We start from the raw sequence: 21,968 nt of genomic DNA, 5'->3' as shown, positions 1-21,968 counted from the left end.
TAAGCTTATCTGCTTAATGGCGGGTTAACAATGCGTATTAAAGTAACTATGGCTTTTTGAAGATTCCGCTTTTCAACTTATATAATCGATTATCTGTCATGTTCTTCATAGGTAGCCTCCTGGATAACTAGTATGACGAATGTAAACAAACGTTATTGTTAAACAACAATCAGATATACAATATAGCTAATAGCCATTACGATTAGGCAAATCGTCGCTGTAAGAGAGAGAGCTTTGAAGAAGCTCTCGTAGCGATCTTTAGGACCTTGATCAGGCTTAGAGATGTGATCACCAGCTTTCATGATTACTCCTTTTTGATAAGTTTGTAGACAACCAATATCGTGCTTCTTTGATAAGTCGCACCTGATGTGGTTGTTTTGATCATAGAACCATAACAAATGTTGACGACTTGATCTTCCTCTAGCTCGGCCAAAAATTCATTTGCTCTTTTTTCGGCAAAAACGGTATCGGTATCAATAAATTCCCTCACTTGTATCATGCGATATCACCTCCTTGATAGGAACAGTTGTTATTATTTTGCATAGAGATAGGCACCCCGCAACTGACGCGGAATGCCTGCATACGTTCAACATATCATTGAGGGGTAAGAGTGTCAACTGATGACTGCAATGTTAAGTTATAACAAGACGATAATGAGTCATTCAGATTCAGGGGAGTCGTTTCTACATAATGAAAGAGCCCCCGTTCAATAACACGAGGGCTTGATCCTATGTAGTCACTAGTAACGCCCAATAATCTCTTCCCACCACCCAAAAGATATGACAGCAGGAGCTGGGTGGTCCGTAGAACCGGTGAGTGTGAACAGGATAGCTTTTCCTGGTGCGATAATCCAGTGACCAGCTTTTTCGCTAGATACACTTGAATAGGAGGGGATTACCCTTGTGGAGACTGGAGTGGCTGCTAAGGATGATGTATCCAGATGGCTTCCGAACTGAATTTGTCCATGGGGCAACGGTGTAGGTTGAAAAGCTAGGTTGGCCGTGGACACTTCATGTGATTGCTTGCCGCGCGTGGGTAAGTTGGAACAGAAGCAGATTTGAGAGACGAGCTTATCATTAGAGAGGTTGCTTAGCACATAGACATCGAAATACAAATGAACACCTGAGTTAGGTGGATTTATTAATGCTGCCCATGTGCGGTTTGAATCAGTAGGATCCAACTGGTCTGTCTCACCTAAAAAATATTTGCCCATCAGTGATTTGCTAAGTGGATTTGTTACATTCACCACACTAACGGGCATATAGGAATACATAGCTCCACCATCCTTTATAGCATCTCTATATTCCACCATATGATGAAACTCGTAGTTCATGCCTAGTTAAATCGGCAATGAGGAAAAGAAAAAAGGAGCCGATTGGCTCCTTTCTGCTATTTGCTGCGAGGTCTATTTTATCAAACAGTCCACGGTTGCTTGTTATTCTGCTTTCTTTGGTTCCTCAAAAGTCATGCCTAACGTATCTACAGTTACCTTTTTCATCGAAATCATTGGGTCGTCTGTAGGTCTGTCATTAGCATCTGTTTTTTGATTAACAATTTCATCAACCRCATCCATACCTTCAGTGACTTTACCGAAGGAAGCATATTCACTGTCTAGAAAGACAGAGTCCTTAACCATGATGAAAAATTGGGAACCAGCAGAGTTCGGGTCGCCCGATCTAGCCATAGATAATACGCCGCGCGTGTGTGATAATTTGTTTTCAAAGCCATTTTTGCTAAATTCTCCAGGAATGCCGTAGCCAGGGCCACCCATACCTGTACCATCCGGGTCGCCGCCTTGAATCATAAATCCAGGCATAACGCGGTGGAAGATAAGTCCATCATAGAATCCTTTTTGAATGAGTGAAATAAAGTTATTTACCGTATTAGGAGCAACTTCAGGATAAAGCTCGATCTTAATTGTTTTGTCTGTACTTGTTGTAATGGTTACGACAGGGTGCTTGTCCGCGCCTAGAAGCTCGGGACCTTCTGGTACGGGTGTCTCAGTTGCAGGTGGTGCAGTTGTATTGCCTGCATTGCCAGTATTTCCAGAGCCGAGACTATCGTTGCCTGATAAGCCTTTCGTTCCGCCACATCCAGAAATAACGACGAGCAGAGCGATCATTAGTAGTAGTACCGTTCCAAAACGCTTTTTGTTCTGCAGCATAAAAAACATCCTCCTAGTTATTTATCCACTTTGTATTTTAGCATAGGAGACGTTTTGAATGCCAATTTCGTCAGTTGCAAAACTTGTTATTTCAATAATTTCTCGATATAGCTTGCGATTGAAGCGGGCTCATCCTTTGGACYAAACCGTTTCACGACTTTACCGTCCTGATCGACAAGAAACTTTGTGAAATTCCACTTGATCACCTTCGAACCCAAAAACCCGGGTGCTTCCTTAGTTAGATGTTTGAATAGAGGGTGTGCATTGCTTCCGTAAACATCAATTTTTCCATATAGCGGAAAGGATACACCGAAATTGATTTCACAAGCCTCTGCGATTGCATGATCATCACTTAGCTCCTGATTAGCAAATTGGCTGGAGGGGAAGCCCAGCACGGCAAAGCCCTGGTCTTTGTAATCATCCTGAAGCTTTTGAAGGCCTTTGAACTGCGGTGCAAAACCGCATTTGGTAGCAGTGTTAACAATTAGCATAACTTGCCCTTTATAAGGAGTGAGTGTTTGCTGCTCACCTTTGATCGTATTGACTTCAAAATTGTATATAGACATATAATTTGCCTCCTATATTTAAAATGAATTTCTTATAATTAAATTGTATACAATTTAATTGGTGGTGTCAATGAACCCATTTTCAAAAAAAGGACATAAAGCCATATTTGAAAATGGGAAGGCGGGGTGGTTAACGACTGACAAATCGTGCGACTTCGTTAATCTCGTCCATTTCATCGACCGTTAGTTTAAACTGCATGGCTTTTACATTTTGCTCAGCATGGTGCAGCTTGGATGCGCCTGGAATAGCGAATACAGTATCGCCGTGGGCGTGAATAAGCCAGTTCAAAGAAACCTGAGTTGCTGAAGCATCATAACGATCGGCTATCTGTTCGAGTGCTTCAATTAGAGGCTTCGAGCGGTTTAGTCCCTCTGTGCGGAATGAGGTGCTCCATTTACGAGGGCCAGTTATCGATTTTACAAGCTCTGGGTTGTGATGGAACTTACCGCTTAAAATACCTTGCTGTAGTGGCGAGTAGGCAATAATAGCAATGCCAAGCTCCTTTGCCGTCTCCAAAATACCGTTATGCTCAATGTGCCGATCCAGTAAATTATATTTCACTTGATTCGAGGCTAGCCTCAGACCATATTCCCGTAGGACACGATCTGCTTCACGCATTTGCTTCGCTGAAAAATTGCTTACACCGATATGTTGTATTTTACCGTCTGCAGCTAGCTTAGCCATCGCTTTCATCTCACTGCTTACGGTGGAGAGCGAGAACGGTTGATGGACCTGGTATAGATTAATTTTATGATTCTCAAGCTGTCTTATTCGTTCATCAATCGTCTTCGTGATGCTGCCTGCTGTACGGAAAAATGGCCACCATTTTGTAGCTATGAAAATAGGATCATCAGCAGGAATAGTCTCCCTGAGTGCACGGGCTAAAAGCTGCTCAGATTGTCCATTACCGTAAATTTCAGCCGTATCGAACCAGTTCATACCGCCTTCGTAGCTCGTTTTTACAATATCATTGATTATATTTCCTTGAAGAACCGGCCAAAACTTACCGACCAGTCCGGTTCCGTTACTGAACTGCCAACAGCCAAGTCCAAGCGGTGAAAGCCGCAAATTTGTGGGTCCAAATTGGCGATGTTTAGATAGCGACATTTTTGAATTCCCCCTATTAGGTTTTGAACTTGACTAACTTTTTGAAGAAGTACTCTGGATTTTTTGAAGAAGCTCGTGCATTTGCCCTAACAGCAAGGTCGCATCCTCGGGTGTCGAGTCCAGCTTGCAAAATAATTGAAACGGAATGTCTTCGGCTTTAGCTCTCAATGCTTTGCCTTGTTCCGTTAGCTCGACAACCACACTGCGTTCATCATTCCGATCGCGAGTACGTGTAATATGACCTGCTGCTTCTAGTTTTTTGAGCAATGGAGTCAGTGTGCCGGAATCAAGGTACAGCTTGTTCCCAAGTGAAGTCACCGTTACAAGATCCTTCTCCCATAGAGCAAGCATCGTAACATATTGTGTGTAGGTTAAGCCGATTTCCTCAAGCATTGGGCGGTACAGCTTCGTTATTTCACGTGAGCAAGCATAAAGGGCGAAGCATATTTGATTGTCTAGTTTTAATGTTTCATCGCTGTTCATGTTGTAGCCTCCAAAGAGTAAAACTAAATTTAATGAAATTAAATTGTTATAAATATAATATAGAGGAAAAACAAATGAACTGTCAATCGTTAGTACGTTAGTTGGAAAGGGGAGGATGTTAATCTGAAAATGGCGGGGTGACGATCTTAAAACGGGATCGGCAGGGGGTAGAATACGGTGTTTTATTGTGGATATAATGCTAAGTATGCTATAGTTACAACGTTTCTTTGATAAAGGAGTGAGAAAAATGTCGTATACGGCTGACGATGTCGCAGAGTGGATGTTGAACGAAGTGAAGTCCGCAGGTATTTTACATCAAAGCGCAGCTGTTGCTCATATTATGAGTCACTTTGGTGAGCACTTTATTTATATTAACGACAATGGCAATCAATCAATAGGCAAAGACGTAAAAAAAGCGTTCCGAAAGCTGCATAACGGCAGAGCGGCTTGGGAGAGAGACGGTTTCTTCTGGGGCTGGAGTTAGAGCTAATCATTTTTTCAAGGATGAGGATTTTGCAATCAGAAGGACGGGCATTTTTTTCGAAGTGCCTATCCTTCTGGTTGCAGATCATTTATCTCAAAATGGTCCTTTTTTCAGCAATTGTAATGCACTATTGTATGATACCTATAATCAGACCTGCTATGGAATAGGATACTAGATGATAGCCAATTGTAATCAAATATAGCCCTAACTTATGACCTTCGAATAAGTAGTTCATGCCAATTTTGAGTGAGATGCTGACCCCGATTAGAAGTCCCATAATGAGTCCAGAAACCGCAGTAGCCTCATCCGTGAGCGTAATCAGAAGAGCTAAAATAAATGCCCCGCCGAGCGCAGTTAATGCGGTTAGCACATAAGTAAATGGACCGCCGCCAGATATATCCTCCATCTTTAAACCGCGCTGCTTCACCCACTGATTGCCGAGCAATACTGGAGAGTACCATAAGAACCCAATCACCATTGTTGCAATTGTAGCTAATAAAACGCCCCAAATATTAATGTCTGAAACATTGAACATCTTTATTCTCCTCATTTCATTTTCATTTTGTATTTACTGTCCCAGATTAGACGAGGCTCATGAACTCATTATCGGATGCTGAGGCTATAAAAACAAGATAGATACAGTTAAAAAACTATCGTATTTGGGGCCCAAGTTCGTATTGGAGCTATTGACAAACTGAACTGTAACAATTAATATCACAGTATAGCCAATTGAACATGGTGTGAATGTGATTAGTTGTAATCGGTGCTTTTCTTGGAATAGTAGAGAGAATCATGTTTCAAATGTATACAATTTGGTTACAGTTATAAGGATGTACTTACTTTTGAAGATAGGTGGTGCAGGAGAATGGATTTTAAAATAAGTGACTGGGTTCAAGGCAAGGCGCAGGGTGGCGAGTTAATTTATGGTTTTATTGATTCAATTAATGAGTTGGACAAAATCGTAAGCGTATATGTGGTGAAGTCGGATAACGATAACATTGTAGGTAAAATAGCAGCTGTACGTGAACATTGGCTCAAAAGCGTACCCGTGATTTCGTTGGAGGATACCCAGCTCATGCATAATCTAATTGATATGGCGCTTGCAACTAGAGATGAGTCTTGGTTTATGGAGCTGACTGAAACGCTAAGAACCATCCAGAACAGTTCCGTTCAAGTGAAGGAACATTCGAAAGCTCGTCTAGCAGGTACTAACCGTTTAAGCCAGTCTTCATAATGATAAATATAGTATCTGAGCTGAGGAGCAATTGACCTCATGAGCTCCACCACCACCAAACGTTAAGCGCGAAAATCGAGCTTACAGCACATAAATTAACCCGAAAAACGGCTGTAAGCATCAAAAGTGAGCTTACGGCGGCGATTTTAGTAAGAATACTGGCTTTTAACATGCTGTAAGGCGGAAAATCGAGCTTACAGCTCAAAAACTAACCAAAAAAGAAGCTGTAAGCCTGAAAATCAAGCTTACAGCTTTTTTGGCTGATAAAACCTCCATCTCCCTGTGAATTAGGGGGAGGGGGAGGTTGGAACAAGAACCACCTAGAATGTTATTTTTTAGCTGCTATGGAGAAGATGACGGTTTTGGCGGCTATGTCGATTTGGATATTAACGTTATCGTTGCCGATAAGCTGCTGCTGAGATGCCACTTTCTTGTTTTCTTCGACTTTCGTGCAGATGTCATTGAAAAGCTCACGGAACGCAATAGAGTTATAGCCGAATAATTGGTTTGAAAACTGTTCAACCACCTCTTTATTGCGAGCCAACGTTCCTTCACGCAGTCTCATTGTGATGCCATATGTGTTATATTGCGGATCGAGCCAGATAGCTGCCTCCTCATTGATAGAGGTCGAGTTTGCTGGGCGAGTCTGTACACTATTTTTCTCATCTTGATCCTTGAACAAACGAAGAGTTGTTTCGTACAAATCGTGATTGGCTCCGCGCAGCTGTCCAACCTGGAGCAGCGCTTCATAAGCATCCCACATCCGTTTGTCTGGGAAGATGATGATTTTTTGACCGCCGCCAATTGTAGGAACGATACGCTCCAGTTTATCAGGAGAAACCTCTACAGCTATTCGCTTCGAATTATCGGTCAACCGATTTAGAATCACAAGCGATTCCGCTCGAGTGACCGTATCGCCAACTCCGAAGAAGCCGTTGGGATAGCCCTGCATAATCCCTTTTACGAGTGTCTCCGCGATAAATCGCTGTTCGCGCTCTGTAGCACTCGTTATGTCGCCGTAGGCTTGGGCCATTTTTTGACCGAATAATCCATCCTCAAGAAATTCCGTTTCCTGCAAGGTGTAATAAATAATTTCTGCAACGTTCTCACGAGTCATCTCGGCTTGGAAGTCGCTGTAGCGGCTTTTGTTCAGAAAATGAAGATCGCTGGCCACATCAATAAAGAGCTTCGCCCAATAACCGACAGGATTCGGCTTGAAGTCGAAATACCGATAATCCTGCTTAAGAATGGACTGGTTCTCCTGACTTAGCGACTGTATGAATAGAGGATTCCAGCTGCGCGCGCCATTTTGGTGCAGGTCCGTGTTGGAGAGGATAAGCATCTTAATAAACTGATCAACCTGTACTGGCGCTTCTGGGCGAAAAGTCCCATCTGGATATCCTTCTAAAACCCCACGAGTGACCATATCTGTAATAGTCTTTTCTGCCCAGTGGCCTTTAACATCACTAAATGCGGCAGTTGTGACTGCTGCTTTTGCATTTGCATTTGCTAATTGACCTGAAAAAGTTGACATTAACATACATAAAACGGCAAAAACTAAAGCGAAACGCTTCATAACTGATCCCCCTAGTATAGAAAAAACGATTTATTCCGACAATCTTTAGATAATCATATAATGTCACAATTTTGAATGGGTATATTGAACCAACAATATTAGTAGATAGTTCTATAAAGAACGGGCTGCAAGAGGACTGAGGGAATATCTCAAGAAAAAAACTCCCGAACACTCGCGCCAAATGGGCGAATGCTCGGGAGTTTTATAGTAGAAGAAAAGCTATTTAGTCAAGAACGGCAGTAATATGCGCCTTTGTTACTGACCAATGCGATGCTGTCCAAACCTTCTTCTTCTTATCGATATAAAGAATTTGCGGGGATTCATGTTTTACGGACGTATCCTCAGCAATTTGATTCGATACCGGACGTGATTCGATTACTTTAACAAGAACATAATCGACACCTTCATTAGGCTTGCTGTCCAAGTAGTCATTAAACTCTTTATAAGCATTCGCACTCACGGGGCAGGTCGTGCTGTGCTTGAACACAACGAGCGGGCGGGAGTCAGAGTTTTCAAAGACGCTGTTCCATTCTTCTGCAGTTGTAATTTCTTTGTAAGACATTTACGAAAGCACTCCTTTGTCTGCTGAGCAGGATTATTTAATATATAAGAATTTATAAGTTTTCACTTATAAATGTGCTTATATATCTTCGCGAAACGAATGCTTTAGCCGAAGAGGAAGGCGACAGCCGTTTACGCTTGGTTAGTATAAGTATTATATCTTATTTTGCTAATGAAAGTCATATCGGAATGCTGTGGGATAGCACGGTTAGTTTTACATAGTTATTTGCAATCATATAAAAGCCATGTTATGATTACATTTATCGAAATGACTGATTTGGTTTTTTGGTCAGTTTCTAGGGAGCAATCATAAACGGCGTCAGAAATATACGCTTAGGAGTGATGAGATGGCAGTAGATCGGCGGCAGCAAATTGTAGATGCGGCGGCAAAGTCATTTGCTTTGTTTGGCTACAAAGCGACGACGATGGATCAGGTTGCACGGATAGCGAATGTCGGCAAAGGGACGATCTATACTTTTTTTGCTAATAAGGAAGAGTTGTTTCAGGAAATAATGAATCGACTAATCAAAGAGATGAAGCGAGTTGCGGAGAAGGCTGTTGATCCGAATCGGCTATTTTTCGATAATTTGAATGTCGCTCTAGAGCAGCTGCTTGTATTTCGTGAGGAGCATGAGCTGGCGGTTCAACTGGCGCATGAGGTGCGGGAAATTGGTACGCCGATGGCGGTTGAAGGTATTGAGCAGTTGGAGAAGGCAGTCGTAGGCTATATTCAACATCAGGTGCAGCTTGCAGTTGATAAAGGCGAGATTAAGCAATGTAATCCTGAATTAACAGCATTTATTATGTTGAAGCTCTATATGGCGCTTACGGTCGATTGGAAGAAGACGCATGAACCGCTGAAGATGCGGGAGGTTACTGAGCAGCTGCGATTTTATTTGCAGGAAGGACTGGCTCCGGAATAGGTCGGATGCCTTTTTTTACACTATAAAATGACTAAATGACAATTATGGTCAACTAGTATAATGGGAGAGTGGAAGGTTTGAAACTGAAAGGATTACAGCAATTTGGAAGGGAACTAGCGGCAATCGCACGCAATAAGAAGGTGCTTATTCCAGTCTTAGCAGTACTGACGATTCCGGTTATGTATTCGGCGATGTTCCTCGGAGCTTTCTGGGATCCTTACAGTCGCTTAAATGATTTACCGGTCGCGATCGTTAATTCGGACGCTGGTTCAGAGTTTAATGGTGAGGCCATGCATGTCGGTAAAGATTTTGAGGAAGAGCTAAAGAAAAACCCGACATTTAATTGGGATTTCGTAAGTAAAGAAGAAGCGATGGCTGGGCTTGAGGATAACAGCTATTATATGGCTATTGAAATTCCAGCGGATTTTACGGAAAAAACAACTACTTTGACGTCGAAAAATCCGATACCGGCGGAGTTAACCTACTTACCTAATGAAAGCTATAACTTTCTAGCGTCTCAAATCGGCAACTCGGCGATTGAAACGATGAAGTCGATGTTGAACAAAGAGGTGACGGCTGCTTATACACGTACCGTGTTTGAGCAAATGGAGCAGCTGGCTGATGGTATTGGTCAAGCGAGCGACGGTGCTGGCGAAATTGCGGATGGCACGACAGCAGCAAAGGATGGCGCGGTGTTAATCCAGCAAAACCTTAGTAAGCTTGTTAGCGGTTCATTGACGCTGCAAGAGGGTGTTGCCAAGCTTGATGCGGGCGGACAGAAATTACAGCTCGGCAGTACGGATCTAAACAAAGGCGCTGCTAGCTTAGCAAGCGGACTTTCCGGGCTGGAAGCTGCACAAAAGCAGCTTAACACAGGGGCAGCATCGCTTGGCGATGGCGCTGGTGAGCTAGGTGCCGGGGCAGTTGATTTAAGTAATGGCTTGTCACAGCTATCTGGTGCAAGCAAGCAGTTGAGCGAGAGCGCTACTAGTGCTCAGCAAGCGTCAGGTCAGCTCGCAGGAGGCCTGAGTGCTTCTGCGAAAGGAACGGAAGATTTAAAAGCAGGAGCAGCTAAGCTGGCCAGCGGACTAGAGCAGCTGGCACAAGCGGATTCGGAGCTGGCAAAGGATGAGAGCTTCCGTTCCTTGCTAGCTGCAAGTAAAGAGCTTTCGGCAGAATTGACGAAGGCTTCTGCAAGTCAGTCAGAGCTAAGTAGCGGCGCAAATAAGCTGAATGATGGCCTTACACAAATCAATACAGGGCTTGGTACTTTTGATACGAAGCTGCAAGAAGCGGCAGCTGGCGGAAAGAAGCTTGAAGCTGGCGGCAAGCAATTGATTACAGGTGCTGATCAGCTGACGAATGGTATGACACAGTTTGGCTCCAAGCTGACAGAAGCAAGTGCAGGAGGAGCTAAGCTAGCAGCGGGGGCGTCACAGTTGAATAGCGGTGCTTCTGAGCTCACTTCGGGTCTCAGTCAGTTATCTGCAAATGTGATTCCTTTCGTAGACGGAACAACGCAATTGGAAGACGGTGCTGCTCAGGTAGCTACGGGGTTGCTTAAGCTGGATGACGGTACACATGAGCTATCCGGCAAACTAGGTGAAGCAACGGACAAAACAGAAGGACTTGAGCTGACAGATGGCATGGTTGACATGTTCGCTGATCCGATTAAGCTCGGTGTTGAGAAGTTCAACGAGGTTCCTAACTATGGAACAGGCTTTGCTCCTTATTTCCTATCACTTGGCTTATATGTAGGAGCATTGCTTATTACGATTGTTTATTCGGTACGCGAGCCTGCGATTCGTCCGGCAAACGGATGGAGCTGGTTCTGGAGCAAGGCATTGACACTCATATTGATTGGTACGATTCAGGCGCTTATCGCTGATGCAGCTCTGATATTCATACTTGGCCTTGAAGTCCAGAGTATATCGATGTTCCTGTTGTACTCTATACTGACGAGCGTAACCTTTATGATGCTCGTTCAGTTCCTCGTAGTGACGCTTGGTACACCAGGAAGATTTGTCGCTATTGTCATTTTGATTTTCCAACTGACTAGTTCAGCTGGTACGTTCCCATTGGAGCTTATACCAAACTGGATTCAAAAAGTGACACCGTGGTTGCCGATGACCTACTCGGTTTCTGGTCTCAAAAGTGTCATATCCAGCGGCGATTTCAGCTCCATGTGGAAAGACGCTGGAGTGTTAGCTGGATTTACGTTAGGATTCGCAGTATTAACACTCGCTTATTTCACGGTAAATCATCGCAAAACAAAGAACGAAAACTTAGATACAGCAGCAAAACCTGCTTTACACTAATAAGAACCCAAAAAACCGGCCGACTTGGCCGGTTTTTTGCTGCGCTTAGAAATCTCTATTTTAAAATTATAACCCCAACATGAACCGCCTCACGTGATTTGACGAGAAAACTTCATTCACATTTTTAATGACAGCGCATCCAAAAGAGTAGATAATAGAGACAAAATCAACGATGGGCTGATTCGATGTCGCTTTTGACTCTTTTTACTATGCTATCATGGGCTACAGAACCGTTTACTAATGGATAAGGTGGGATGGGTTTACTATGATACATTGTCCGAATGAGATTGTCCGATATCTTGATCAATTAATTCATGAAAAGGTGACTAATTGTTATTCCCTCGCTCTTTCAAGTAATGGAAATACTTATGAGACGTACAGTGGATCCGTACTTACTTCTAACGGTTCAGAAATAGTTATACAGAAGGATACTTCATTTAACGTCGGCTCTGTCACTAAAGTGATAACGGCTTCTCTTGCTGTCAAATTGGCTGAGAAGGGCATCATTTCGCTGGATGATCCGGTAACAAAATATATCCCCTCCTATAGATATCCGCATACTATCCTTCAATTGATGCTGCATACAGCTGGGTATGAATCGCCGCTGAATGGTCCCCCTTGGCCTACTCCTGAAAAAATCGAATCGTATAAGAAACAGATTTATAATCATCCGATTACCGAGGTTGCAGATCGAAACGCCGGCTACTATACGCAAGGGTATACGATCCTGATGGATATTATGGAGAAGGCGAGTGGTATGTGCTTAGATAGTCTGGGAACACGTTATTTATTCGAACCCTTGGGAATGATCGATACCACTTTTCAAACAAGCAGCTCAGCGCCAGGGACATCTACTTTGCCATACGATGGCGGCAATAACGGCCCTGTTAAAGAATTAGAAGGGTTGGCTACCACGGGAGATAGCGGCTTGTATTCTACAGCTTCCGATTTGCTTCGATTCGGGGTGATGCTGCTTGAGGATGGACGGTTTGAGGGAAGGCAAGTATTCTCCAAAGCTGCTGCAAAGCTGATGAAAAGAGAAGTGACGAATAACCGTTTCAATAAGACGCCGGCATTATGGGTTAAAGGCTGGCATGACAACTATGGATGCTTCGGAGACCTTATGTCGTCATCGGCAATGGGCCACCCTGGATTCAGTGGATGTATGCTGGTGCTGGATCCAGAGATCCAGTTTGTCGGGGTGTTGGTTACCAACAGTCAGAAGCTTCATGCAGACGGGTCGAACTACCGAAAACTATGGAATGTGACAGTTAGCTGCTTATCCAATATAGACGAGGGTTAGTAATAGAGCAAAGGTAAGGTATTAAACTTGAGAAGCCTAGAAATAGAAGGCTTCTTTTTTGCTTAGCGCAGGAATAAAAGCTAGTACTACCCAGTAATTAGTACCAGTTTATCGAAAAATTATGCGAATTAAGCCCTTATAGGCTCTATCTATACATCCTATACATGCTTACTCTTGCCGTTTTTCGGAGATGCTGTATAATCACTATTGTTTCTTCTAAACAGTAAAGGGGAATATGATATGTCCGATCAAACGATTATTCGCTTCGAGCATGTAACCAAGCGATATGACCATAACGACTCAGCCATTTTGAAAGATGTTAGCTTTACTATCGAACGCGGAAAATTTTATACATTGCTTGGCCCGTCTGGCTGCGGAAAAACGACGATTCTTAGATTAATTGCCGGCTTTATCGAACCATCGGAAGGCCAAATTTATTTTAATGGAAAAATAATAAACCGTGTGCCAGCGAACGAGCGTCAAGTGAACACCGTATTCCAGGATTACGCGCTGTTCCCGCATCTTAACGTGTTTGAAAATGTTGCCTTTGGACTGCGCATCAAGAAGCTGAAAAACGCAAATGTGACTGCTAAAGTAAAAGAAGCTTTGCGCTTCGTCAACTTGAACGGTTACGAATCACGGGAAATTACCGAGATGTCCGGCGGCCAACGCCAACGTGTTGCGATCGCACGTGCGATTGTTAACGAGCCGGAAATCATTTTGCTGGACGAGCCCCTATCTGCACTAGACCTTAAGCTCCGGACGGAAATGCAATATGAGCTGCGTGAGCTGCAGCGTCGACTTGGCATTACATTCATCTTCGTTACGCATGACCAAGAAGAAGCGCTGGCGATGTCTGATGAAATTTTTGTAATTAATGAAGGAAAGATTCAACAGAGCGGAACGCCGAACGACATCTATGATGAGCCGATTAGCCGTTTTGTCGCTGACTTTATCGGAGAGTCGAACATCGTACCGGGCCGGATGGCTCGCGACTTTGTGGTGGAATTTGCGGGACATTCCTTTGAATGCGTCGATCAGGGTCTGAATCCGAACGAGGCGATCGAAATTGTCATCAGACCCGAGGATTTGGAGATTACTTCTTTGGAGCAAGGGAAGCTGCAGGTTCTTGTCGATTCACAGCTGTTCCGCGGTGTGCATTATGAGATTTGCTGCTTGGATGAAGCAGGCAATGAATGGCTAGTACATTCGACGCGCAAAGCGACGGTTGGCGAGAAAATCGGGCTGGATTTTGATCCCGAGGCTATACATGTTATGCGACTTGGAGAGACGGAAGAGGAGTTTGATAAACGTTTAGAAGCATATAGTGAGGTCGGCGATGACGAATAAATCACGCGGCTTCTACCTCATCCCCTATATGGCGTGGATCGTTCTATTCGTCGTAGCGCCGATTGTGCTTATTATTTACTACTCATTCTTTGATGTAGAAGGCCAGTTTACGTTTGGCAACTATGCGAAGTTTTTTACACCGGTTTATTTGAAAATGACGATTAGCTCGTTCTGGTATGCTTTTCTCATTACGAGCATTTCCTTGCTTGTCGCCTATCCGACTGCTTATTTGCTGACAAGAACGAAGCATAAGCAGCTGTGGCTGCTGCTCATTATTTTGCCAAGCTGGATCAATTTGCTCTTAAAAGCGTACGCCTTTATCGGTCTATTCGGTACATACGGCTTTGCTAATTCCGTTCTGGAGCTAGTTGGTATTGGCACGAAACAGATCCTCTTCACGGATTTCAGCTTTGTATTTGTATCAGTATACATCTTTATCCCGTTTATGATTTTGCCGATCTTCAACGCGCTTGAAGAGATGAATCCAACCCTTATTTATGCGGCGAGAGATCTAGGGGCATCGGCAATGACTACGTTCCGCCGTGTTGTTTTCCCGCTGACTCTCAGCGGCGTGAAGTCCGGCTGTATGGCCGTTTTTATTCCAGCGCTGTCGCTATTTATGATTACACGTCTCATTGCGGGCAATCGAGTAATCACACTCGGAACGGCAATTGAGCAGCATTTTCTAGTTACACAGGACTGGGGCATGGGGGCGACGATTGCTGTATTCCTTATTATAGCGATGGCCATCATGATGCTGTTGACAGGTAATCGAAAGCGAGGTTTAACAGATGCCCGGAAAAAATAAATGGTCCAATATCTACTTAATCGTTGTATTTGCTATTCTGTACGCGCCGATTTTCTATTTAATGTTCTATTCATTCAATAGCGGCGGCTCTATGCGGAACTTTGAAAGCTTCACGCTTGATTATTATAAGGAAGTATTCGAGGATACTCGTCTACTCATTATTGTGCTGAATACGTTCGTTATCGCATTGCTGTCCTCCACTATCTCAACTATATTGGGTGTTATAGGTGCGATCGCGATTCATCACATTCGCAGCAATCGACCGAAGCAAACGCTGCTAACGCTGAACAATGTGCTCATTGTTAGTCCGGATGTTATTATCGGCGCTTCTTTCTTAATATTGTTTACGATTATCGGCATTAAACTTGGCTTCGTCTCGGTACTCCTGTCGCATATTGCGTTCAGCGTGCCAATCGTTGTCATCATGGTACTGCCGAAGCTGCAGGAAATGAGTCCGACGCTGGTTGATGCTGCGCGTGATTTGGGTGCTAGTTCATGGGATGTGCTGACAAAGGTTATGCTGCCCTTTATTAAACCTGGCATATTTGCAGGCTTCTTCATGGCGCTCACGTATTCACTTGATGATTTTGCGGTTACCTTCTTCGTAACAGGGAATGGATTCGCTACGCTATCCGTCGAGATTTATTCACGGGCGCGCCAAGGGGTATCCTTATCCATCAACGCGCTGTCGACGCTTATTTTCTTATTTACAATCATGCTGGTCGTGGGCTACTACTTCATTAACCGCCGCAACAGCAAGCAGACCTTGAAGGAGGGCCACCGATGAAACAACTGTTGCGCATGTTCGTTGTTGTGTTTGTCGTTTCATTCGGGCTCATTTATTTGATCAACTATTTGAATGATAGCGAAGGCTACAGCGGCAACAATACACTTACCATTTACAATTGGGGAGATTACGTAGATCCAGAACTGCTTGAGCAGTTTGAAGCGGAGACAGGTATCAAAGTTATTTACCAAACCTTCGACTCCAACGAGGCGATGATGACCAAGATTGAACAAGGCGGAACAACGTTCGATGTCAGCATCCCTTCCGAATATGCAATTAGTAAAATGAAAGAGGACAATTTGCTGCTCAAGCTCGATCATTCGAAGCTTCCAAATTTGAAGTATATCGATCCGCGCTTTATGAATCTGTCCTTTGATCCGGACAACGYCTATTCCATTCCCTACTTTTGGGGAACAGTTGGTATCGTGTTTAATCCAGAGCTGGTAGGTGATTTGACTTTTTCTAGTTGGAATGAACTATGGGATGAAAGCCTCCGTAATCAAATTTTGCTGCTGGACGGTGCGCGTGAAGTAATGGGCATGGGGTTGAATAGCTTAGGCTACTCACTTAATGACACGGAAGAAGCGCATCTGCAAGAGGCGAAGACGAAGCTGTCCAAGCTAACACCTAATGTCAAAGCAATCGTTGGCGATGAGATTAAAATGCTGCTTGCGAACGAAGAGGCGGCCGTTGGTCTTGTGTGGTCTGGCGATGCTTCTGAGATAATGGATGAGAACGAGAAGCTCGATTATGTCGTGCCGTCGGAAGGCTCTAATCTGTGGTTCGATAATATGGTCATTCCGAAGACGGCTCGCAATATCGAAGGAGCTCATCAATTTATTAATTTCATGCTGAATCCTGAGGTAGCTGCCCAAAATGCGGAATACGTAGGCTATTCGACTCCGAACACCTCGGCACTTGCGCTGCTTCCTGAGGAGATTTCCAGTGATGAACGCTTTTACCCTAATGAAGAGATAACAGCTAAGCTAGAAGTTTACGATAATCTTGGCAAAAGAATGCTGGCCCACTATAACGAGCTGTTCTTAGAGTTTAAAATGCATAGGAAATAACCAATAAAAGCGATTACAACCCCACTTGCGCATGCTATGATGTATGTTGAATGACATATATAGACAAACTAGCGCAAATGGGGAAGTTAGAAATGAATAACAGGTGGTTGAATTACGGCGGCTTGGTGCTTATAGCCGTTGTATGGGGAGCGAATTTCGCGATATCACGTCTCGCAATGGATTCGTTTAATCCAATTGTGTTTTCTTTTTTACGTTTTGGACTGGCTGTTCCGTTCTTTTTTATTATTTTGAAGCTTACTGAGGGAAGCGTTGGCATTCCATGGCGAATCGTTCCGAAGCTGGCTCTAATCGGCCTCGTCGGTATAACGGTACTTGAAATTACGGTCATGTATTCGATTAAATATACGACACTCGCGAATGCATCACTGCTCAACGTAGCGCCTTGGCCAATCTTTGCCGCGTTATTCGCCCCATTCTTTACTCGGGAATCCATCACAATGAGACTAATTGTAGGGGGAGCCATTTCACTCGTGGGTGTAAGCCTCGTGATCTTAGGCGGGGGAGAGGGCTTTACACTAACCTCTGAAAATATGCTGGGCAACGCTATGGCATTCGGTATCAGTATCGTTGGTCCGCTGTTCAATCTCGCCTCTATGTCGTTGATGAAGCAATATTCAGCATTGCGCGTGAGCACATGGACGATTGCCTTCGGGTCACTATTCATGGTGCCGCTGACATTTGGGGCTTGGGGGCAAACCGATTGGTCATCGCTTGGCGCAGGCCACTATCTCTCCATCGCTTATAACGTCCTTATCTGTACAGTCTTAGCATTTGTTTTGTGGAATGCTTGCATGTTCAAGGTAGGAGCGACTCGGTCTAATTTCTTCCGCTACGCAGTCCCGGCGGCTGCTGTCATTGCAGGGTATTTTATGTTTGATGAGAAAATCGCATTGCTGCAGATGTGCGGAGCTGCATGTATGGCAGCAGGGCTGGTATGGATCACCATAGAACGCAAGAAAATTTAACCATTTGAATACTTGAAACCCATATTTTATGAAATTACAAAAAGCTGACTTCACAATAGATTATCTATTGCGTGTCAGCTTTTTGTTCGTTTTGAATTTTTTAATTGTTTATTATTGTAAATTAAAGGGTTGTTTCTTGTTTTTTGTGTAAGTTTAAGTCCCATCGCATGAAATGATATTTGACAATGGACAAAGAAATGAAACATTTGCACTAAATAACGAAAAAAAATCTTTTAAAATGAGAATGGAACAGTTAAAATTGAGAAAGTGGCTTTAGAAAAGAGTCAAATCCAATAATGAAGGAATGATCGGGAATGACAGTCAGTACAGTCCAAGAAACATTAAATCCGTACGAAATCGCTCAGCAACAAATCGACACAGCAGCAGCTCTATTGAATTTGCCAGAGCATGTTACCGCTATTTTAAAACGTCCTAAGCGTGTATTGTCTGTAAGCTTCTCTGTTCGTATGGATGATGGTTCTATTCGTGTGTTTGAGGGCTTCCGTGCTCAACATAATGATGCGATTGGGCCGACTAAAGGCGGCATTCGTTTTCACCCGGACGTAACGATTGATGAAGTTAAAGCACTTTCCATGTGGATGAGCTTTAAATGTGGCGTTGTCGGCTTGCCTTATGGCGGCGGTAAAGGCGGCGTTATTTGTGATCCTCATGATTTCAGCAAGGGTGAGCTAGAACGCATAAGCCGTGCATTCATGGAGTCGATCTCTGATTTTGTTGGTCCTGATAAAGACATTCCAGCACCAGACGTTTATACAACACCGCAAATCATGGGTTGGATGATGGATACTTATAGCCGTTTAAGCGGAAAATATTCTCCAGGAGTAATCACAGGCAAACCGCTTATCATTGGTGGTTCGCAAGGTCGTAATGAAGCGACAGCACAAGGCTGCGTTTATACGATTTTAGCCGCGCTTGAGGATGCTGGCCTTCCAGTAGCCAATGCGACTGTTGCTGTTCAAGGCTTCGGTAATGCAGGCAGAATCGCTGCTCGTCTACTTAGCGAAGCAGGCTGCAAAGTGGTTGCAGTTAGTGACTCCAGAGGAGCTATCTACAATGCAAATGGCCTAGATATCGAGCAAGTTAGCGTATTGAAGGACACAACTTCTATCCGTGAGTATGGCGATTGTGAAATTATTACTAATGAAGCTCTTCTTGAGCTTGAAGTTGATATTCTTGTACCAGCTGCTCTTGAGAATGTAATTACAGCTGTGAATGCTGATCGCATTCATGCAAAAATTATTGCTGAAGCTGCAAATGGTCCAACAACACCAGAAGCGGATCGCGTTCTTCATAGCAAAGGAATTACCGTTATTCCAGATGTTCTTGCTAATGCAGGCGGCGTAACTGTATCTTATTTCGAGTGGGTACAAAACCTTCAACACTACTACTGGAGCGAAGCAGAAGTTCTAGAGAAGCTTGAAGTAAACATGATTAAATCCTATGTAGCTGTTCGTGACCTAGCGAAAGAATATGGTACAGATCTTCGTACTGCAGCTTACATGATTTCGATTAAACGCATCGCATCTGCAATGGAAGCAAGAGGCTGGATTTAAATTATAAGAATTTATAAGTTTCACACTTATAATATGCTTATAATTCAACGCGAAACGAGATTTGCCGCCAAGGACGGCGACAGCCGTTTACGCTTGATTAAGTATTGATAAAACAGAAGAGGTGCAACAAAATGACGCAGCTGATACGTATTGGCATCGTAGGTTACGGGAATTTGGGTAGAGGCGTAGAACTTGCCATTAAACAAAACCCTGACCTTAGACTGGATGCAATCTTCACAAGAAGAGATCCAGCTTCGATTCCTTCTGAAACAAAAGCTTACTCGATCGAAGATGCAGAGAAGTTCGTTGGCGAGATTGACGTTATGGTATTATGCGGCGGTTCCGCGACTGACCTTCCTGAGCAAGTGCCTGCTTTTGCGCGCTTGTTCAATACGGTCGACAGCTTCGATACGCATGCGAAAATCCCAGCGTTTTTTGATGCGGTTGATGCGGTTGCAAGAGCTAATGGTAAAGTTAGCGTGATCTCAACAGGTTGGGATCCAGGCTTGTTTTCCTTGAACCGCTTGCTAGCAGAATCGATATTGCCAGAAGGTAATGAATATACATTCTGGGGCAAAGGCGTAAGCCAAGGCCACTCCGATGCTATCCGCCGTGTGAATGGTGTTAAAAATGGTGTGCAATACACGATTCCTAACGAAGCAGCGGTAGATAGAGTGCGCAGCGGTGAAAACCCTGAGCTTTCGACAAGAGAGAAGCATCTTCGCGATTGTTACATTGTAGCGGAGGAAGGCGCGAATCAGGAGGTGATTGCGGAGGAAATTCGTACGATGCCGAACTATTTTGCCGACTACGATACAACCGTTCACTTTATCGATGAAGCTGAATTAAAGGCTAATCACTCAACTATGCCGCATGGCGGTATGGTGCTGCGCAGTGGTAAGACGGGCCAGAACAGTACTCAAATTATTGAGTTTGGACTGAAGCTGGACAGCAACCCAGAATTTACAGCAAGCGTACTTGTGGCCTATGCAAGAGCAGCTTACAAGCTTGCTCATGAAGGGCAAGTAGGAGCAAAGACAGTGTTCGACATACCTTTTGCCTATCTTTCACCAAAATCCGCGCATGATCTCCGAAAACAGCTACTTTAAGACTAAATAATTAGTCGAAAACTCATAATTTCCACAATTTTACTTACATTCTTGGTAAATGTAGGATATAATGAGAAAAGTGAAAGGCAAGCTGTCGAATTATTACGAGAATTGCTGATTGTTTCACTTCAATATGGTAAAATATGCTCAAGTAGTTCGATGGATGAATTTGAATATATTTTACTAGGAAGTGAATAACAGCATGATAGATATTCATACGCATATACTACCCGGATTGGATGATGGGTCGGCGAATTGGAATGATACCTTGAATATGGCCCGGGCAGCCGTTTCTGAGGGTATTACAACCATCATCGCTACGCCTCACCACGCCAATGGAACCTATATCAATGAAGCAGATAAAGTAATGAAGCACACCTGTCAAATTAACGAACAGTTAATTTCGGCAGGTGTGCCTGTTACTATAGTAACCGGACAAGAGATTCGGGTACATGATGATCTGCTAGAGGCATGGTATAGAAAGGAATTGCTCCCTTTGGCCGGTTCTAGTTATGTATTAATAGAGATGCCATCCTCTCGTATACCGAAGGCTATGCTTGATGTAATCCACGAACTTTCCATATTGAATCTCAAACCTATTATTGCTCACCCCGAACGTAATGCGGAAGTTGTGCAGCACCCAGAGAGACTGGCTGAGCTAGTTGAAGCAGGCGCGTTCGCACAGGTTACAACACATTCGTTATTAGGGGGCTTTGGTAAACGTATCGAGCAAACGGCTTGGTCGCTTTGCAAAGACGGTCTCATTCATATCGTATCATCAGATGCCCATCATATTGAGCGCAGAGGCTTTCGTTTGCGTGAAGCTTATGATCGCATAAATGATCGTATGGGGGATGACTGGGAGACCTATTATCGCAACAATGCAAAATGTGTAGTGGAAGACAAACCATTTGGCAGTGCCCCTCTTATAACTAAATCAACTCCAGCCAAGGGGAAAATCCGTCAATTTCTTTCCTTTTTTTCGAAAGGATAGAAATCATTGCATTTTTGCATGGGATTTAATTACATAGGTTTGTTTCTATTCGGCTTTTAAGTTCATTCATCTATTAGATGGATGAACTAATTAAATCATAGAGGTGAGCACAAGTGACGTTTAGAAGAAAATTAGCAGTATCAACAATCGCTGCAAGTGTAGCTTTGACTGCATTTGCTGGCATTCCGCTTAGCAACAAAGGTTTGGCGGAGAAGCTTGGAGTAAGTGGGGTTGCTTATGCGGCAACTGGTTCTAATGCAGATTTCTTGACTGAGGCTAGCAAATTGTATGCAGCACTTACACCTGCAGGAATTACTGCAGTAAATGCATTCCGTTTGGAAATTGAGGCTGCTCTTTCGGCACCTGGCAACACAATTCTGGATGCTATCACAGTACGTCTTCCAGAAGAAAAACGTGAGGGATTTAAAACTGTAATTAAGGATCTACTATCTGTTCCGGTTAGTTCTAATTGGAAGACTGATCTTGAAGCAAAGCGTATACTCCATAAAGACTATTTGAAAGGTCTGTCGGAAGCTGCAGGTGTAACACTCACAGTTGACGATATTGCTC

Annotated in this window: 24 protein-coding genes; 14 read left to right on the top strand and 10 right to left on the bottom strand. The window is 43.7% G+C overall.

Annotated elements, in window-relative coordinates; genetic code table 11:
• Positions 1-158: 158 nt before the first annotated feature.
• The 7 genes from AC1DWN_RS12020 to AC1DWN_RS11990 all read right to left on the bottom strand — a co-directional run bounded on the left by AC1DWN_RS12020 (position 159) and on the right by AC1DWN_RS11990 (position 4,321).
• Entirely contained in the window at positions 159-302 is a 144-nt protein-coding gene (locus AC1DWN_RS12020; protein WP_477559137.1) for a hypothetical protein, read from the bottom strand.
• 2 nt (positions 303-304) lie between these two features.
• Positions 305-499, bottom strand: coding sequence for a sporulation protein Cse60 (locus tag AC1DWN_RS12015; protein ID WP_477559136.1), 195 nt, complete (start codon positions 497-499; stop codon positions 305-307).
• Positions 500-739: 240 nt separating this feature from the next.
• Entirely contained in the window at positions 740-1,312 is a 573-nt protein-coding gene (locus AC1DWN_RS12010) for a DUF6143 family protein (protein WP_477559135.1), read from the bottom strand.
• Between the two features lie 123 nt (positions 1,313-1,435).
• Positions 1,436-2,164, bottom strand: coding sequence for a peptidylprolyl isomerase (locus AC1DWN_RS12005; protein ID WP_477559134.1), 729 nt, complete (start codon positions 2,162-2,164; stop codon positions 1,436-1,438).
• Positions 2,165-2,250: 86 nt separating this feature from the next.
• On the bottom strand, positions 2,251-2,730 hold the full coding sequence (locus AC1DWN_RS12000) for a glutathione peroxidase (RefSeq protein WP_477559133.1): 480 nt from the start codon (positions 2,728-2,730) through the stop codon (positions 2,251-2,253).
• 130 nt (positions 2,731-2,860) lie between these two features.
• The gene (locus AC1DWN_RS11995) at positions 2,861-3,838 is read right to left on the bottom strand and encodes an aldo/keto reductase (protein ID WP_477559132.1); all 978 of its coding nucleotides are present in this window, start codon (positions 3,836-3,838) and stop codon (positions 2,861-2,863) included.
• 33 nt (positions 3,839-3,871) lie between these two features.
• Positions 3,872-4,321: a MarR family winged helix-turn-helix transcriptional regulator gene (locus AC1DWN_RS11990; protein ID WP_477559131.1), complete on the bottom strand. Its 450-nt coding sequence runs from the start codon at positions 4,319-4,321 to the stop codon at positions 3,872-3,874.
• Positions 4,322-4,568: 247 nt separating this feature from the next.
• Here AC1DWN_RS11990 and AC1DWN_RS11985 point away from each other — a divergent pair, with 247 nt between their 5' ends.
• A complete protein-coding gene (locus tag AC1DWN_RS11985) occupies positions 4,569-4,805 on the top strand; it encodes a DUF6953 family protein (RefSeq protein WP_477559130.1) in 237 nt (78 codons plus the stop codon).
• Positions 4,806-4,932: 127 nt separating this feature from the next.
• Here the strand turns inward: AC1DWN_RS11985 and AC1DWN_RS11980 are convergent, their stop codons facing one another.
• Complete coding sequence (locus AC1DWN_RS11980; RefSeq protein ID WP_477559129.1) at positions 4,933-5,340, bottom strand: DUF1761 domain-containing protein; 408 nt, start codon at positions 5,338-5,340, stop codon at positions 4,933-4,935.
• A gap of 330 nt (positions 5,341-5,670) precedes the next feature.
• Between AC1DWN_RS11980 and AC1DWN_RS11975 the strand changes: the two genes are divergently transcribed.
• A complete protein-coding gene (locus AC1DWN_RS11975) occupies positions 5,671-6,039 on the top strand; it encodes a hypothetical protein (protein ID WP_477559128.1) in 369 nt (122 codons plus the stop codon).
• A gap of 328 nt (positions 6,040-6,367) precedes the next feature.
• Here AC1DWN_RS11975 and AC1DWN_RS11970 read toward each other — a convergent pair whose 3' ends face one another.
• The gene (locus AC1DWN_RS11970) at positions 6,368-7,615 is read right to left on the bottom strand and encodes an S-layer homology domain-containing protein (RefSeq protein ID WP_477559127.1); all 1,248 of its coding nucleotides are present in this window, start codon (positions 7,613-7,615) and stop codon (positions 6,368-6,370) included.
• Between the two features lie 223 nt (positions 7,616-7,838).
• Positions 7,839-8,177, bottom strand: a complete 339-nt coding sequence (gene ytxJ / locus AC1DWN_RS11965) for a bacillithiol system redox-active protein YtxJ (protein ID WP_477559126.1) — start codon at positions 8,175-8,177, stop codon at positions 7,839-7,841.
• Between the two features lie 346 nt (positions 8,178-8,523).
• Here ytxJ and AC1DWN_RS11960 point away from each other — a divergent pair, with 346 nt between their 5' ends.
• The 12 genes from AC1DWN_RS11960 to AC1DWN_RS11905 form a co-directional block, all read left to right on the top strand.
• Positions 8,524-9,099, top strand: a complete 576-nt coding sequence (locus tag AC1DWN_RS11960) for a TetR/AcrR family transcriptional regulator (protein WP_477559125.1) — start codon at positions 8,524-8,526, stop codon at positions 9,097-9,099.
• 77 nt (positions 9,100-9,176) lie between these two features.
• Positions 9,177-11,417: a YhgE/Pip domain-containing protein gene (locus tag AC1DWN_RS11955; protein ID WP_477559124.1), complete on the top strand. Its 2,241-nt coding sequence runs from the start codon at positions 9,177-9,179 to the stop codon at positions 11,415-11,417.
• 265 nt (positions 11,418-11,682) lie between these two features.
• The gene (locus AC1DWN_RS11950; RefSeq protein WP_477559123.1) at positions 11,683-12,720 is read left to right on the top strand and encodes a serine hydrolase domain-containing protein; all 1,038 of its coding nucleotides are present in this window, start codon (positions 11,683-11,685) and stop codon (positions 12,718-12,720) included.
• Positions 12,721-12,960: 240 nt separating this feature from the next.
• Positions 12,961-14,070 carry an ABC transporter ATP-binding protein gene (locus AC1DWN_RS11945; protein ID WP_477559122.1) on the top strand — a complete coding sequence of 370 codons (1,110 nt, stop codon included), beginning with the start codon at positions 12,961-12,963 and terminating at the stop codon, positions 14,068-14,070.
• The gene (locus AC1DWN_RS11940; RefSeq protein ID WP_477559121.1) at positions 14,060-14,878 is read left to right on the top strand and encodes an ABC transporter permease; all 819 of its coding nucleotides are present in this window, start codon (positions 14,060-14,062) and stop codon (positions 14,876-14,878) included. Before AC1DWN_RS11945 ends, AC1DWN_RS11940 begins: the two co-directional genes overlap by 11 nt.
• Entirely contained in the window at positions 14,862-15,665 is an 804-nt protein-coding gene (locus AC1DWN_RS11935; RefSeq protein WP_477559120.1) for an ABC transporter permease, read from the top strand. The genes AC1DWN_RS11940 and AC1DWN_RS11935 overlap by 17 nt, the downstream gene beginning before the upstream one ends.
• Entirely contained in the window at positions 15,662-16,735 is a 1,074-nt protein-coding gene (locus AC1DWN_RS11930; RefSeq protein ID WP_477559119.1) for an ABC transporter substrate-binding protein, read from the top strand. The genes AC1DWN_RS11935 and AC1DWN_RS11930 overlap by 4 nt, the downstream gene beginning before the upstream one ends.
• Before the next feature lie 92 nt (positions 16,736-16,827).
• On the top strand, positions 16,828-17,721 hold the full coding sequence (locus tag AC1DWN_RS11925) for a DMT family transporter (RefSeq protein ID WP_477559118.1): 894 nt from the start codon (positions 16,828-16,830) through the stop codon (positions 17,719-17,721).
• Positions 17,722-18,035: 314 nt separating this feature from the next.
• The gene (locus tag AC1DWN_RS11920; protein ID WP_477559117.1) at positions 18,036-19,295 is read left to right on the top strand and encodes a Glu/Leu/Phe/Val family dehydrogenase; all 1,260 of its coding nucleotides are present in this window, start codon (positions 18,036-18,038) and stop codon (positions 19,293-19,295) included.
• A 131-nt stretch (positions 19,296-19,426) separates the two neighbouring features.
• Complete coding sequence (locus AC1DWN_RS11915) at positions 19,427-20,404, top strand: diaminopimelate dehydrogenase (protein WP_477559116.1); 978 nt, start codon at positions 19,427-19,429, stop codon at positions 20,402-20,404.
• Positions 20,405-20,606: 202 nt separating this feature from the next.
• On the top strand, positions 20,607-21,398 hold the full coding sequence (locus tag AC1DWN_RS11910; RefSeq protein WP_477559115.1) for a tyrosine-protein phosphatase: 792 nt from the start codon (positions 20,607-20,609) through the stop codon (positions 21,396-21,398).
• 113 nt (positions 21,399-21,511) lie between these two features.
• Positions 21,512-21,968, top strand: a 457-nt coding sequence (locus AC1DWN_RS11905; RefSeq protein ID WP_477559114.1) for a hypothetical protein, incomplete at its 3' end; no start/stop codon positions are given.

Source organism: Paenibacillus sp. P4_A7, assembly GCF_056402455.1.
This window is presented reverse-complemented; position numbering and strand designations above follow the sequence as displayed.